This is a genomic window from Pseudomonas sp. ICMP 460 (assembly GCF_002723595.1).
GTDB lineage: Bacteria > Pseudomonadota > Gammaproteobacteria > Pseudomonadales > Pseudomonadaceae > Aquipseudomonas > Aquipseudomonas kitaguniensis.
Genome location: NZ_LKBR01000079.1, coordinates 82545 through 95824, shown reverse-complemented (window position 1 = coordinate 95824; position 13280 = coordinate 82545). Strand labels below are relative to the sequence as shown.

Below are 13280 nucleotides of genomic sequence, written 5' to 3'. Positions count from 1 at the left end.
GCCTCTTGGGTTTTGGCAGTGTGCCTTCAGTCGATGCCGACGACCCCGCCGGTCTGGTGCTGCCACAACCGGGCATACAGCCCGCCATGCGCGATCAGCTCGGCGTGGCTACCGGTCTCGGCAATCTGGCCTTTCTCGAGCACCACCAACCTGTCCATGCGCGCGATGGTCGACAAGCGGTGCGCAATCGCGATCACCGTCTTGCCCTGCATCAGGGTTTCAAGGCTTTCCTGAATCGCCGCCTCGACTTCCGAGTCCAGCGCGGAGGTGGCCTCGTCCATGATCAGGATCGGCGCATCCTTGAGCAGCACGCGGGCGATGGCAATACGCTGACGTTGCCCACCCGAGAGTTTCACCCCGCGTTCACCGACATGCGCATCCAGCCCGGTACGCCCTTCGGCGTCTGACAGCAGCGGGATGAACTCATCGGCGCGGGCCTTGTGAATCGCGGCCAGCAGTTCTTCGTCGGTAGCGTCCGGCTTGCCATACAGCAAGTTGTCGCGGATTGAACGATGCAGCAGCGAGGTGTCTTGGGTGATCATGCCGATCTGTTCGCGAAGGGTCTCCTGGGCCACCTCGGCGATATTTTGGCCGTCGATCAAGATCCGCCCGCCTTGCAGGTCATACAGGCGCAGCAGCAGGTTGACCATGGTCGACTTGCCGGCACCGGATGGGCCGATCAGGCCGATTTTTTCACCGGCCTTGATCTCAAGGTTCAAGCCGCCAATGATCCCGCTCTGCTTGCCGTAGTGAAAATCCACCTGCTCGAAGCGCACTTCGCCTTGCGGCACATTCAAGCGCGGCGCGTTGTCGCGGTCGGTCACCGCCAGCGGCTGGGCGATGGTTTTCAGGCCGTCCTGGACCATGCCGATGTTTTCGAAAATACCGTTGACCACCCACATGATCCAGCCGGACATGTTGACGATACGAATCACCAGGCCGGTAGCCAGCGCGATGGCGCCCACCGAAATCAGCGACTGCGTCCACAGCCACAGCGCAAGCCCGGTGGTGGTGACAATCAGCAGGCCGTTCATGCTGGTGATCACGATGTCCATGCTGGTGACCACACGGCTGGCCAACTGGGTTTTTTCGGTCTGCTCGATGATCGCTTCCTTGGCGTACTCCTGCTCGGATTGGGTGTGCGCAAACAGCTTCAAGGTGGTGATGTTGGTGTAGCCGTCAACGATGCGGCCCATCAGTTTGGAGCGCGCTTCGGAGGAAATCACCGAGCGTTCTTTTACCCGTGGCACGAAGTAACGCAACGCCAGGCTGTAGCAGATGATCCAGGTCACCAGTGGAATCATCAGCCGCCAGTCGGCATCGGCAAACAATACCAGTGCGCTGATCGCGTAGATCGCCACGTGCCAGATCGCATCCACCGCCGCGACTGCGGAGTCGCGCAGGGAGTTGCCGGTTTGCATGATGCGCTGAGCGATGCGCCCGGCGAAGTCGTTCTGGAAGAAGTTCAGGCTCTGCTTCAGCACATAGCTGTGGTTTTGCCAGCGGATCAGGCTGGTCATGCCGGGGCTGATGGTCTGGTGCACCAGCAGGTCATGCAGGGCGCCGAAGATCGGGCGCAGCAGCAGGGCGACCACGGCCATCCAGATCAGCTCGGTGCTGTGAACCTGAAAAAAGTCAGCGGGCGGTGTGCCCTGGGCCAGGTCGATGATGCGGCTCAAGTAACTGAACAACGCCACTTCGATCAGCGCGCCGATCAGGCCAACCACCAGCAAGGCGGCGAAGTGCGGCCACACCTGGCGCAGGTAGTAGAGGTAAAAGGGCAGGACTTGGTCGGGAGGAGCGGCGCTGGGCGCGTCGCGGAAAATATCGATCAGTTGTTCGAAACGGCGATAGAGCATTAGAGTTGACGCCCGCCTGGCGGGCTCTCCTGTTTAAATGCGCGCGGTGCCTTGGGGGCACCGCACGAAACTACCTGCAGACCTCAGTCGATGCGCTTGGCCGACTTGATCAGGACAGGATCGATAGGCACGTTCTGCATGCCTTGCTTGGTGGTGGTCTGCGAGTTGACGATGATGTCGACCACGTCCATGCCCTTGACCACTTTGGCGAACACGGCATAACCGGCGTCACGGCCTGGGTCGAGGAACGCATTGTCGGCGACGTTGATGAAGAACTGGCTGGTCGCCGAGTTCGGGTCATTCGTGCGCGCCATCGACAAGGTGCCACGCACGTTATGCAGGCCGTTGCTGGCTTCGTTCTTGATTGGCGCATCGGTCGGCTTCTGCGACATCTGCGTGGTGAACCCGCCGCCCTGAACCATGAAGCCAGGAATTACGCGGTGAAAAATAGTATTGGTGTAGAAACCTTTGTCGACATAGGCCAGAAAGTTCTTGGTACTGATCGGCGCCTTGACCGGGTCCAGTTCGATTTCGATGTCACCATTGGTGGTGCTGATCAGCACATGCGGTGCCTTGACGGGCTCGGCGGCCATCAGGTTCGCAGCGAACAGCACGGAGCCGGCAAAGAAGGCGATTTTTTTCAACATGGGTCAGTGATCCTGGGTAGTGGTTTCGACTGTCTTTAGAAAATCGAGCAAGGTAGCGTTAAAGACTTCGGGTTGATCCAAGGGCGTGGCATGGCGGGAATTCTCGATCACCGCCAGTCGCGCATCGGGTAGCAGTTTTACATAGATTTGTTTCTGCGCCACGGAGGTGTCGTCGTGGTCGGCGCTGATGACCAGCGTTGGACAGGTAATTTTCGACAGTCGTTCCTGCACACCCCAGCCCACAACCTGGATGCTGTAGCGTTCGCGCGTTTTGTCGGAGCGCCCGTGGCCGCGCACATCCACCAGGATCAGCGGGGTGCCGTGGCCATATTCCGCGTAATGCAGGCTGCAGCCTTGATGATCGAACCAGGCCATGCATGAACTCCGTTTCAGGCCTGCCGGGGAGCGGCAAAGGGCGCGTCGAGTGGCGCGGTGTCAAAGGTGCGCAGCAATTCCACGAGAATCTGCGTGGCTGGCCCCAGCGGTTTGTCTTTGTTTGAATACAGATAAAACGTGGGGTGGCGGCTGCCGCCCTGTTCCAAGGGTAGCTGCTTGAGCAGACCTTCGGCGAGTTCGCGCTCGATCATGTGCCTTGGCAGCCAGGCAAAGCCCAGGCCGCTGCCGACAAAGGTGGCGGCGGTGGCCAGGCTGCCAACGGTCCAGCGCTGTTCGGCGCCGAGCCAGCCAACGTCGCGTGGCTGTTGCCGGCCCGAGTCGCGGATCACCACCTGCATCTGGCTCTCCAGGTCCTGAAAGCTCAATTCGCGGTTCATGCGGTGCAACGCGTGGTCGGGATGGGCCACGGCGATGAATTCGACGTCGCTCATTTCCGTGCCCAAGTAGCCTGGAATGCTGAAACCACTGATCGCCAAGTCTGCCACGCCTTCGATCAACAGCTCTTCGACGCCCGACAGCACTTCTTCGCGCAGGCGTACGCGGCAACCACGGCTCTGCGGCATAAACGCGGTGAGCGCCCGTACCAGCCGCGCGTTCGGGTACGCCGCGTCCACCACCAGCCGCACTTCGGCCTCCCAACCCTGTTCCATATGGTGGGCAAGATCTTCCAGCTGGCTGGCGTTTTTGACCAGTTGCCGTGAGCGGCGCAACAGCACTTCACCGGCCTCGGTGAGCACCGCCTTGCGCCCGTCGATGCGTAGCAGCGGCACGCCGAGTTGGTCTTGCATACGCGCCACGGTGTAACTCACCGAGGATTGTGAACGGTGCAGCGCTTCAGCCGCTTGGGCAAAGCCGCCATGGTCGACCACGGCTTGCAGCGTGCGCCATTGATCGAGGGTAACGCGGGGCGCTTTCAAGATGAGCTCCTCTTGTCCTAAGCTGGCGGTCCTTATTGGAGACTGCCGAATGAGAAAATTCTGTTGTGTGTTGCTGTCGCTGCTGCCAATGACGGCGTTTGCGTACCCCATCGACGTGACTAAAAAGATCGACGGCGTGCAAGTGGACTACAACGCTTCCGACGTGGACGGCGACATCAGTTCGATCCGGCTAAACAATTACGGCACCAACGATGCCGTGTGTTCGGTAACCTTCACCAACGGCCCGGAATCACCACGTACTCGCAAAGTCACGGTTGCGGCGGGTAAAAGCACCAACACCACGGTCAAGTTCACCCGCGCGATTATCAAGATGCGCATCGCTTTGGCGTGCGCTCCGAAATAACCGGCAAGCTGCGCAGGTTCACAGCAATACTGCGCTTATAAACAAATTTATGGATGGGTTGTAGCAGTTTTTTGCGCTTTTTTATCGAATGAGCCCTGGTTAATCTTTTCTCTATCGCCTTACAGCAATTACAGATGGAGCCTACGTAGCCATGTCTAATGTTCTGATCATCGAAAGCAGCGCCCGCCAGCAGGATTCGATCTCCCGCCAACTGACCCAACAGTTCATCAGCCAATGGCAGGTTGCGCACCCGGCGGATCAGATCAGCGTGCGTGACGTGGCGCTTAACCCAGTGCCGCACCTGGACGCCAACTTGCTCGGCGGCTGGATGAAACCTGCCGACCAGCGCAACGAAATCGAACAGGCTTGCCTGGACCGCTCTAACCAATTGACCGACGAATTGCTCGCCGCCGACGTGTTGGTCATGGCCGCCCCGATGTACAACTTCGCCATCCCCAGCACCCTCAAAGCCTGGCTCGACCACGTGTTGCGTGCCGGCGTGACCTTTAAATACACCGCCACCGGCCCTCAGGGCTTGCTCACCGGCAAGCGCGCCATCGTGTTGACCGCACGCGGCGGCCTTCACACTGGCGCCAGCACCGATCACCAGGAACCTTACTTGCGTCAGGTGATGGCGTTTATCGGGATTCACGACGTCACCTTCATTCATGCCGAAGGCGTGAACTTGAGCGGCGATTTCCAGGAAAAGGGCATCAACCACGCCAAAGCGCTGCTTGCCCAGCTCGTTGCGTGAGCTGCTTAATCGTTTAATCGTCACATAATCGTGCGGTGTTTATATCGCCCCACGCAAACCCTTCAAGTAAGCGTATCGAACCTCCCTTTGCACTTGTAGCTCCTGAGTGCTCCTGCCCGACTGCCGCTATAGCGAGGTCGGGTTTTTTTTGCCCCGAGTTTCGTGACGTGCCGAAAACCTTTAAGGTGCCGCCCATTCGAAATGAGGCGCGCATGGGCTATCTACTGGTTGTCACCCTGATTCAGGCATTTTCCTTCAGCTTGATTGGCGAATACCTCGCTGGTCACGTCGACAGCTACTTTGCAGTGCTGGTGCGCGTGGTGCTGGCCGGGCTGGTATTTATCCCGCTGACGCGCTGGCGCTCGGTAGAACCTGCGTTCATGCGCGGCATGCTGCTGATCGGCGCGCTGCAATTCGGCGTGACCTACGTGTGCCTGTACCTGAGCTTTCGTGTGCTGACGGTGCCGGAAGTGCTGCTTTTTACCATCCTCACGCCCCTGCACGTGACCCTGATCGAAGACGCGCTCAACCGGCGCTTCAACCCTTGGGCGCTGATCGCCGCGCTGGTGGCGGTGGGTGGTGCGGCAGTGATTCGTTTCGACCAGATCACACCGCACTTCCTGATGGGTTTTTTGCTGCTGCAATTGGCCAACTTCACCTACGCCTGCGGGCAGGTAATGTACAAACATTTGGTGGCACGCTACCCGAGTGACCTGCCGCATTACCGGCGCTTCGGTTATTTTTACGTGGGTGCCTTGATCGTGGTGTTGCCGGCATTTTTGATGTTCGGCAAAACCAATTTTCTGCCCGAAGCGCCGCTGCAATGGGGCGTGTTGGTGTTCCTTGGGTTGGTCAGCACGGCGCTGGGCATGTACTGGTGGAACAAGGGCGCGTGCCTGGTTAACGGCGGCACCCTGGCGGTGATGAACAACCTGCATGTGCCGGTCGGGCTGTTGCTGAATTTGCTGATCTGGAACCAGCATGAGCCGCTTGGCAGGCTTGCGTTGGGCGGGTTGGTGATTCTGGGGGCGGTGTGGATCAGCCGGTTGGGCCTGCGTAACGCGCCTGCCCACCGCTGAAGCCACCCAAGCCGTGGGAGCGGGCTTGCTCGCGATTGCTGTACATCAGACAAGTAGTTTTCGACTGACACAGCGTAATCGCGAGCAAGCCCGCTCCCACAGGGAAGATGCGCTTTTATGTTGGATGCTGGTCCGGCGCAGGCAAATGACTGGCGCCCAACACCGCCGGCAACATCCCGGCCCTTAAATCATTGCCACTCGGCTGCTGATACAAACTCAAGCCGAACTCCGGCAGCACCGCCAGCAAATAATCGAAAATATCCCCCTGGATTCGCTCGTAATCGGCCCACGCCGTGGTGCGGGTGAAGCAGTAGATTTCCAGCGGCACGCCTTGGGCGGTGGTTTGCATCTGGCGCACCATGCAAGTCATGTTCGGCTGGATGTCGGGGTGGCTTTTCAGGTACGCCAAGGCGTAGGCGCGAAAGGTGCCGAGGTTGGTCATGCGGCGACGGTTGGCCGACAGTTGCGCGCTGTTGCCCTGAGCGTCGTTCCAGGCCTTGAGTTCGGCTTGCTTGCGGCTGACGTAATCGGTGAGCAGGTGCACTTGGGTCATGCGCACTTCCTCGTCGTCATTCAGGAAGCGCACGCCGCTGGCGTCTATATACAGGCTGCGCTTGATGCGGCGCCCGCCGGACGCCTGCATGCCGCGCCAGTTTTTGAACGACTCGGACATCAGGCGCCAGGTCGGGATGGAGACGATGGTCTTGTCGAAGTTCTGCACCTTCACCGTGTGCAGGGTGATGTCCACTACATCGCCGTCGGCGCCGACCTGTGGCATTTCGATCCAGTCGCCAACCCGCAGCATGTCGTTGCTGGTCAGTTGTACGCTGGCGACGAAGGACAACAGTGTGTCCTTGTAGACCAACAAGATTACCGCCGACATCGCACCCAGGCCCGATAGCAGCAACAGCGGCGAGCGGTCGATCAGGGTGGCGACGATAATGATCGCGGCAAACACGAACAGCACCATCTTCGCCAGTTGCACGTAGCCCTTGATCGATCGCGTGCGTGCATGTTCGGTGCGCGCGTAGATGTCCAGCAGGGCGTTGAGCAGGGCGCTCACGGCCAGCGTCATGAACAGGATGGTGAACGCCAGCGCTACATTGCCGATAAAAAGCGTGGCGGTCTTGCCCAGGGCGGGCACCAGGTACAGGCCGAACTGAATCACCAGAGACGGCGTCATCTGCGCCAGTCGGTGGAAGACTTTGTTGTGCCGCAGGTCATTCAGCCAGTGCAGGGCGGGCTGGCGACCGAGCAATTTGACCGCATGCAGAATGAGGTAGCGCGCGACCCTTCCAAGCACCAGGGCCACGACCAGTAACACCAGCAAACCCAGGCTGGAATGCAGCAGCGGGTGCTGGTCGAGGGCGCCCCAAAGGTCTTGGACGTTGAGCCAGAGCTGTTTGATATCCATGGATGAAACCGATTCTTCTGTAAGACAACACGGGCCGATTAGAGCATTTAAGTGCGAGGAAGTTGGTTGCGCGGACAAATGTCTTAACAAAAAAGCAGCTGATTAGCGCCGTTCGCGTAAAGAAACTCGGTTTGGACGCCCGAAACCGTTACCCTATGCAGCTGATATTTTGTATTTCTTCGAGGTAGCACCCGTGTTTTCCCAATTCGCCCTGCACGAACGCCTGCTCAAAGCCGTGGCCGAGCTTAAATTTGTCGAGCCTACGCCGGTGCAAGCAGCGGCCATCCCGCTCGCGCTCGAGGGGCGTGACCTGCGGGTGACGGCTCAAACCGGGAGTGGCAAAACCGCCGCTTTCGTTCTGCCGATTCTGAACCGCCTGATCGGCCCGGCCAAAGTTCGGGTCAGCATCAAAACCCTGATCCTGTTGCCAACCCGTGAGCTGGCCCAGCAGACCTTGAAGGAAGTGGAGCGCTTCTCGCAGTTCACCTTCATCAAGTCCGGCCTGATCACTGGTGGCGAAGACTTCAAGGTGCAGGCCGCCATGCTGCGCAAGGTGCCGGATATTCTGATCGGCACGCCAGGCCGCATGATCGAGCAACTCAACGCCGGCAACCTCGACCTCAAGGAAGTCGAAGTGCTGGTGCTCGACGAAGCCGACCGCATGCTCGACATGGGGTTTGCCGACGACGTGCAACGCCTTGTCGCTGAATGTGTGAACCGCCAGCAGACCATGTTGTTCTCTGCCACCACCGGCGGCTCGACCCTGCGTGACATGGTCGCCAAGGTGCTGAATAACCCGGAGCACTTGCAGGTCAACAACGTCAGCGACCTGAACGCGACCACGCGTCAGCAGATCGTGACCGCCGACCACAATGTGCACAAAGAGCAAATCCTCAACTGGCTGTTGGCCAACGAGATCTATCAGAAAGCCATCGTATTCACCAACACCCGCGCTGCGGCTGACCGTATTTATGGTCGCCTGGTGGCACAGGACTACAAAGCATTCGTGCTGCACGGTGAGAAAGACCAAAAGGACCGCAAGCTGGCGATCGACCGCCTCAAGGCTGGCGGTGTGAAAATTTTGGTTGCTACCGACGTTGCCGCGCGCGGCCTGGACGTGGATGGCCTGGACATGGTCATCAACTTCGACATGCCACGCAGCGGCGATGAATACGTGCACCGTATCGGTCGCACCGGGCGTGCCGGTAACGATGGCCTGGCGATCTCGCTGATCTGCCATGGCGATTGGAACCTGATGTCGAGCATCGAACGCTACTTGAAGCAGTCGTTCGAGCGCCGCACCATCAAGGAAGTCAAAGGCACCTACACCGGGCCGAAGAAGGTTAAGGCTTCAGGCAAGGCCGTTGGCGTGAAGAAGAAAAAAGTCGACGCCAAAGGCGACAAGAAGAAAGCCGGTGCCAAGTCGCCGACCAAGCGCAAGATCGCCAACCGACCGAAGACCGACAACCTGTCGCTCGTGAGCAAGGACGGCATGGCGCCGCTCAAGCGTCGCAAGCCAGAAGCGCCGTCTGCCGAGTAGCGCTGGTTTGATATGAAAAAACCGGACAATGTCCGGTTTTTTTATGCGCAGTATTGGCGGCTTCGTCTGATCGACTGAACGGCGAGAAGTGCAGCCTGTCCACCGCTTGACGGGCTATTTTTCCATCGCCCCACAGGAGGAATCAGGATGACGACTTACAACTGGGATTTGATCGAACGGTTGCTGCATGAAGTGCAGAACGGCGAGGGCAGCTTTGCCCCGCGCAAATATGCTGAACAGGAAGCCGCGGAGAAGGCCACGGCGGGCGAATCCATCGGTAACCTGGACACACTGAAAAAGACCGCTGCCGATTACGAGGCGCTGCTGCTCAAGCGCGGGTTTATCGAGTCGCGGCCGGAAGAAGAGGGCGGCAACGGTGAGAACTTCATCCTGACCCCGCGCGGCTCGCAATTGCTGTCGCTGATAGACAGCTCGATTCCCGGTAACGACCACCCGCGTCAGGTGTTGGACGAGCAGGCCGATGCGCTGGAACCGGCGACATTTGATCAAGTGGCGTCGAAGGCTGCAATTGCCTGATTTTACCCATCAAAAGCGGGAAAAGCCGACCCAATCCCACCAGCAGAACACAGTCAAAATGTGGGAGCGGGCTTGCTCGCGATTGCGGTGTGTCAGGTAAGTAGTTTTCAACTGACGCACCGCGATCGCGAGCAATTTCCACAAATACGCTCCTATAAATATCAGCTATTGCTGGCAGCCTTAAGGCATTTCAGGGCTTTGAAGTCGCTGCGCACGCTGTCAATCTTCTGCGTCAGCTTCAAGCGTTGCTGCGCGGTGCTCTCGGCCATCAGGTCGACGATCAAACCGCGTGCCGCCGTTTCCGTTTGGGCATACGCAGCGCGGTAGTCCGGTGTCCACAGGCTTTCGCGATCAACCAGTAATTGCTCGATTTTCTGCGCGAAACCGGCGCTCTGGCGTTGCTGCACCGCGGCAATAAATTGCGCCTGCCAATGGGCGCGGTTGCCGATCCACGCGGTGTTCTGGTCGCCCAAGGCGATGGACCACGCGGTGACCCGGTTTTGTTGGCTGGCACTCAGCGGGCCCATCCAGGCATCCAGGCGTTTGCTCATACGCTCGGCACGTTCCTTGATCTGCTGGACGAGGGGCGGCTTGAGGTATTCGTCCTGGCGCTTGCGCAAGTCTTTGGCCAAGGCTTCATTCATCTCCTTGACCTGCTGATCATCCAGGCCCTGCAGCAGTTGAGTGGCCGACGGCGTAATCTCCCGCGCGACGTCGGCAATCGCCTGTTTGGCTTCGACGGTGCGGGCTTGCAGGGCGGCGTCGGTGACCTGGTTGTTGTCGACCATCTGTTGCAGACGGTCGAGCCAGTCCAGGTAGCCCGGCAGTTGCGTGGTGCAATGCCAGGCCAGGTGTTCCTTGAGTTTGTCGTTGAACCAGCTCTTCTGCCCGGCATTCATGTCCAGGTAGTCGTTGAGGGTCCAGGGAATAATCACATCCAGATTGCGGTAGGCCAGGCCCACGCGATTGCAGCCGGCGAGCACCAGGCTCAGGGTCATCAGTACCAGCAGAAGTTTGAGCCGACGCAACATGGGCGAGTCCTTGCGCAGAGGGGGTTAATGCATGTGAACCCACGCACCTCGCGACAGTTCAGCCCGTCAATAAAACGACCGCACAGCCTTCAAGGTCAACAGGCCATCGCATTGCGAATTGTGTCCGGAGTAGGCTGAGCAATCGCCGCCGCTGAGGCTGGAGCCGCTGTAGATCAGGTCCAGGTCAACGCCCTTCCACGCGCGCGAGAACTGTACCGACCAATCGCTGAAACTGCTGATAGAGCCGCCTTCCACGGCGGCCGGAGTGCCCAACTGATGCGTGGTGTACTTCATGCTGACGCCGATACCGAAGGGCTGCGTGCCGCTGAGGTCGGCAAACAATGTGCTGTCCTGACGGTCCGGGTCGTTGCTGAAGGACACGCCAAAGCGGTTGCCCAGCAAGTTCAGGCCGCCATAGAACTCCTGGCTGTCGAGCGGGCTGAGCTTGGGATAGCTGTAGTGGATCAAGCCTACTTCGTAGCCCAGAGTCTGGTCGAAGGGGCGTTTGAAGCCCATGTAGGAGTCGACTTCAATGTTGTCGGCCGATGAAAGGCCCATGTTCGGTGAAAATTGGCCGATATACAGGCCGCTGCCGTGGCTCAGGTCGAGGCCGCCGTGAAATGAGTCGCTGCCGGGGCTGGTCGGTTTAACCAGGCCTTGGGCCATGCTACGGCTCGGCGTAGTGCCCAATTTCAGGTCGAAATCGCCCAATTCACGCTGAAAAACCTGCGCTTCGGCCAAGGGGCTTGCCGCTAGGGCAGTTATCAGAAAAAAGCAGGGCTTAAGCATGCTTCACTCCATGAAAAGCGAGGAGCAGTGACCGGGAAAATCGGGCAAATGCCCGTGCTAGACGTGTGCAAGCATACCGGCGAATACCAGGCGGTGAGTCCCGTTCGTCGATTAGCGTAAAACCGGGTAGTGCAGAGGGGTTTTTCAGGCTCTAGTCCTAGCGCCTTGAGTGCAAGGCGCTTAGGGACCAGTTGCAGTGCGGGGTGTTACTTTTTACCCAGGCTGATCTGCTTGGACGGGCCGAAAGTCTGGCCGCTCACGCCCTTGGCAATTTGCTGGATTTCGCCGCCGGACTTGAGGAACGCAGCAATCTGGCTGTTGATCGATTCGCTGGTTTCAACGGCGGGAGCTGGCTTTGCTTTGCTGTTGGATGCTTTTACGCGCATGGCGGCCACTAACCTGTAGAAAATTAACTTGGCCAGGCATCGTACAGGAAATACTTGACAATTGCTTGGCAAATATCCTTCAAAAATAATCGGCGCGGGCGTATCAGACGAGCGGAGCAATGCGCAGCAGCACGCCGCGCAGGCCTAAGATTTTCAGGCGCGCGGGCGTGTCGAGCACAACTCGGGTAGAATGCCGCCCACGCAATGAGGGTATTTGAAATGGCTCTAATCGGGCGCTACAACAGCTTGCAAGTGGTTAAACACACTAACTTTGGTTTGTACCTGGACGGTGCGCAAGACGGTGAAATCCTCTTGCCTAATCGGTATATCCCAAAGGATACCCCCAGTGAAGATGAAGACTGGCTCAACGTTTTCATTTACCTGGACAGCGACGACAAACTGATCGCGACGACTGAAACGCCGAAAGTCCAGGTCGGCGAATTTGCCAGTCTGAAAGTAGTCGAAGTCAACAGCATTGGCGTATTCCTCGACTGGGGTTTGCCCAAGGATCTGTTGCTGCCGTATTCCGAAGAAAAACGCCAGATGACTGCCGGTGAATACTGCATCGTGCACGTCTACCTCGACAAGCACACCAAACGCATCACTGCTACCGCGCGCCTCGACCGCTACCTGGACAAGACGCCTGCCAATTATCAGGTGGGCCAGGAGGTCGACCTGTTGGTGGCCGAAGCCACCGACATGGGCTTCAAGGCGATCATCAACAACAAGCACTGGGGCTTGATCCACAAGAACGAAGTGTTCAAGTTCCTGCGCCCGGGCAAGGAAGAGAGAGGCTTTATCAAAGAGATCCGCGCCGATGGCAACATCAGCCTGAGCCTGCAACCCGTTGGCCAGGAAGCGGCCTCCAGCCTCAACTCGAAGATCCTCGCCAAGTTGCGCGAAAACAACGGCAGCTTGCCGGTCAGCGATAAAAGCGACCCCGCCGTGATCAGCAATTTGTTCGGCGTCAGCAAGGGCAATTTCAAGAAGGCCATTGGTGCGCTCTACAAGCAAGGCCAGATTGTGATTCACGCGGATCGCATTGAACTAAGCTAAGTGCTGTTTGCTCTCTGTTAGAAGCGAGGAGAACGCCCGGTTCTGGCTCGCTTCTACAGAGGTTTGCGTCAATGACCAAGAAAACACTGTTTGCTTACCTCGGCACGTTGCTCGCCTTCCTGGTGCTCGACGGCCTTTGGCTGGGCGTCCTGATGGGCCCGACCTACAAGTCCCTGCTGGGCTCGCTGATGCTTGATCAGCCACGCCTGTTGCCCGCCGTGCTGTTCTATCTTTTATATGTGACGGGCTGCGTGGTGTTCGTGGTGTTGCCAAGCGCTAGTTGGCAACGCGCCGCACGCCTCGGTGCGCTGTTGGGCCTGGTGGCCTATGGCACTTACGACCTGAGCAATTGGGCCACGCTGCAAGGCTGGTCGGCTGGCCTTGCGGTCATGGACATGGCCTGGGGTACGTTCCTGACGGCCATGTGCTGCACGGTCGGCTACCTGTGCGCAGATCGGGTGCGCAAGTGATTGTGTACAGGTTTGCTGTGCACCGTTGCCGAGCATAACCT

At 58.7% G+C, this 13280-nt stretch carries 15 protein-coding genes; 7 read left to right on the top strand and 8 right to left on the bottom strand.

The features are described 5' to 3' along the window. Window positions 1-26: 26 nt before the first annotated feature. From AO240_RS26495 to AO240_RS26480, 4 genes are all read right to left on the bottom strand, one after another. On the bottom strand, window positions 27-1859 hold the full coding sequence (locus AO240_RS26495; protein ID WP_099240549.1) for an ABC transporter ATP-binding protein: 1833 nt from the start codon (window positions 1857-1859) through the stop codon (window positions 27-29). An 83-nt stretch (window positions 1860-1942) separates the two neighbouring features. Then, window positions 1943-2506 carry a peptidylprolyl isomerase gene (locus tag AO240_RS26490; RefSeq protein ID WP_058412208.1) on the bottom strand — a complete coding sequence of 188 codons (564 nt, stop codon included), beginning with the start codon at window positions 2504-2506 and terminating at the stop codon, window positions 1943-1945. Window positions 2507-2509: 3 nt separating this feature from the next. Further along, window positions 2510-2881, bottom strand: coding sequence for an alpha/beta fold hydrolase (locus tag AO240_RS26485; RefSeq protein WP_099240547.1), 372 nt, complete (start codon window positions 2879-2881; stop codon window positions 2510-2512). 14 nt (window positions 2882-2895) lie between these two features. Then, window positions 2896-3819, bottom strand: coding sequence for a LysR family transcriptional regulator (locus AO240_RS26480; RefSeq protein WP_058412206.1), 924 nt, complete (start codon window positions 3817-3819; stop codon window positions 2896-2898). A gap of 49 nt (window positions 3820-3868) precedes the next feature. Here AO240_RS26480 and AO240_RS26475 point away from each other — a divergent pair, with 49 nt between their 5' ends. The 3 genes from AO240_RS26475 (at window position 3869) to AO240_RS26465 (ending at window position 6016) form a co-directional block, all read left to right on the top strand. Then, the gene (locus AO240_RS26475; protein ID WP_099240544.1) at window positions 3869-4183 is read left to right on the top strand and encodes a 3-phosphoglycerate kinase; all 315 of its coding nucleotides are present in this window, start codon (window positions 3869-3871) and stop codon (window positions 4181-4183) included. Between the two features lie 151 nt (window positions 4184-4334). Then, a complete protein-coding gene (locus AO240_RS26470) occupies window positions 4335-4937 on the top strand; it encodes an FMN-dependent NADH-azoreductase (protein WP_099240541.1) in 603 nt (200 codons plus the stop codon). Between the two features lie 212 nt (window positions 4938-5149). Beyond that, entirely contained in the window at window positions 5150-6016 is an 867-nt protein-coding gene (locus tag AO240_RS26465) for a carboxylate/amino acid/amine transporter (RefSeq protein WP_099240539.1), read from the top strand. A 115-nt stretch (window positions 6017-6131) separates the two neighbouring features. Here the strand turns inward: AO240_RS26465 and AO240_RS26460 are convergent, their stop codons facing one another. Further along, a complete protein-coding gene (locus AO240_RS26460) occupies window positions 6132-7430 on the bottom strand; it encodes a mechanosensitive ion channel family protein (RefSeq protein WP_099240537.1) in 1299 nt (432 codons plus the stop codon). 193 nt (window positions 7431-7623) lie between these two features. Between AO240_RS26460 and AO240_RS26455 the strand changes: the two genes are divergently transcribed. Together AO240_RS26455 and AO240_RS26450 are read left to right on the top strand one after the other, a co-directional pair. Then, window positions 7624-8970 carry a DEAD/DEAH box helicase gene (locus AO240_RS26455; RefSeq protein ID WP_099240534.1) on the top strand — a complete coding sequence of 449 codons (1347 nt, stop codon included), beginning with the start codon at window positions 7624-7626 and terminating at the stop codon, window positions 8968-8970. A 147-nt stretch (window positions 8971-9117) separates the two neighbouring features. Next, a complete protein-coding gene (locus AO240_RS26450; RefSeq protein ID WP_058412183.1) occupies window positions 9118-9507 on the top strand; it encodes a hypothetical protein in 390 nt (129 codons plus the stop codon). 161 nt (window positions 9508-9668) lie between these two features. Here the strand turns inward: AO240_RS26450 and AO240_RS26445 are convergent, their stop codons facing one another. From AO240_RS26445 to AO240_RS26435, 3 genes are all read right to left on the bottom strand, one after another. After that, window positions 9669-10538: a DUF6279 family lipoprotein gene (locus AO240_RS26445; RefSeq protein ID WP_099240531.1), complete on the bottom strand. Its 870-nt coding sequence runs from the start codon at window positions 10536-10538 to the stop codon at window positions 9669-9671. A gap of 66 nt (window positions 10539-10604) precedes the next feature. Next, entirely contained in the window at window positions 10605-11327 is a 723-nt protein-coding gene (locus AO240_RS26440; protein ID WP_099240529.1) for a TorF family putative porin, read from the bottom strand. Window positions 11328-11533: 206 nt separating this feature from the next. Beyond that, entirely contained in the window at window positions 11534-11713 is a 180-nt protein-coding gene (locus tag AO240_RS26435) for a hypothetical protein (RefSeq protein WP_003193095.1), read from the bottom strand. 219 nt (window positions 11714-11932) lie between these two features. Between AO240_RS26435 and AO240_RS26430 the strand changes: the two genes are divergently transcribed. Next, window positions 11933-12769, top strand: coding sequence for a S1 RNA-binding domain-containing protein (locus AO240_RS26430; protein WP_099240526.1), 837 nt, complete (start codon window positions 11933-11935; stop codon window positions 12767-12769). Between the two features lie 71 nt (window positions 12770-12840). Next, window positions 12841-13239, top strand: coding sequence for a DUF2177 family protein (locus AO240_RS26425; RefSeq protein ID WP_058412179.1), 399 nt, complete (start codon window positions 12841-12843; stop codon window positions 13237-13239). Window positions 13240-13280 lie beyond the last annotated feature (41 nt).

What these genes read in the sequence shown, in the direction of transcription:
- AO240_RS26495 (WP_099240549.1), bottom strand. Translation starts at nt 1,859, where the DNA reads ATGCTCTATCGCCGTTTCGAACAACTGATCGATATTTTCCGCGACGCG.
- AO240_RS26490 (WP_058412208.1), bottom strand. Translation starts at nt 2,506, where the DNA reads ATGTTGAAAAAAATCGCCTTCTTTGCCGGCTCCGTGCTGTTCGCTGCG.
- AO240_RS26485 (WP_099240547.1), bottom strand. Translation starts at nt 2,881, where the DNA reads ATGGCCTGGTTCGATCATCAAGGCTGCAGCCTGCATTACGCGGAATAT.
- AO240_RS26475 (WP_099240544.1), top strand. Translation starts at nt 3,869, where the DNA reads ATGAGAAAATTCTGTTGTGTGTTGCTGTCGCTGCTGCCAATGACGGCG.
- AO240_RS26470 (WP_099240541.1), top strand. Translation starts at nt 4,335, where the DNA reads ATGTCTAATGTTCTGATCATCGAAAGCAGCGCCCGCCAGCAGGATTCG.
- AO240_RS26465 (WP_099240539.1), top strand. Translation starts at nt 5,150, where the DNA reads ATGGGCTATCTACTGGTTGTCACCCTGATTCAGGCATTTTCCTTCAGC.
- AO240_RS26460 (WP_099240537.1), bottom strand. Translation starts at nt 7,430, where the DNA reads ATGGATATCAAACAGCTCTGGCTCAACGTCCAAGACCTTTGGGGCGCC.
- AO240_RS26450 (WP_058412183.1), top strand. Translation starts at nt 9,118, where the DNA reads ATGACGACTTACAACTGGGATTTGATCGAACGGTTGCTGCATGAAGTG.
- AO240_RS26445 (WP_099240531.1), bottom strand. Translation starts at nt 10,538, where the DNA reads ATGTTGCGTCGGCTCAAACTTCTGCTGGTACTGATGACCCTGAGCCTG.
- AO240_RS26440 (WP_099240529.1), bottom strand. Translation starts at nt 11,327, where the DNA reads ATGCTTAAGCCCTGCTTTTTTCTGATAACTGCCCTAGCGGCAAGCCCC.
- AO240_RS26435 (WP_003193095.1), bottom strand. Translation starts at nt 11,713, where the DNA reads ATGCGCGTAAAAGCATCCAACAGCAAAGCAAAGCCAGCTCCCGCCGTT.
- AO240_RS26430 (WP_099240526.1), top strand. Translation starts at nt 11,933, where the DNA reads ATGGCTCTAATCGGGCGCTACAACAGCTTGCAAGTGGTTAAACACACT.
- AO240_RS26425 (WP_058412179.1), top strand. Translation starts at nt 12,841, where the DNA reads ATGACCAAGAAAACACTGTTTGCTTACCTCGGCACGTTGCTCGCCTTC.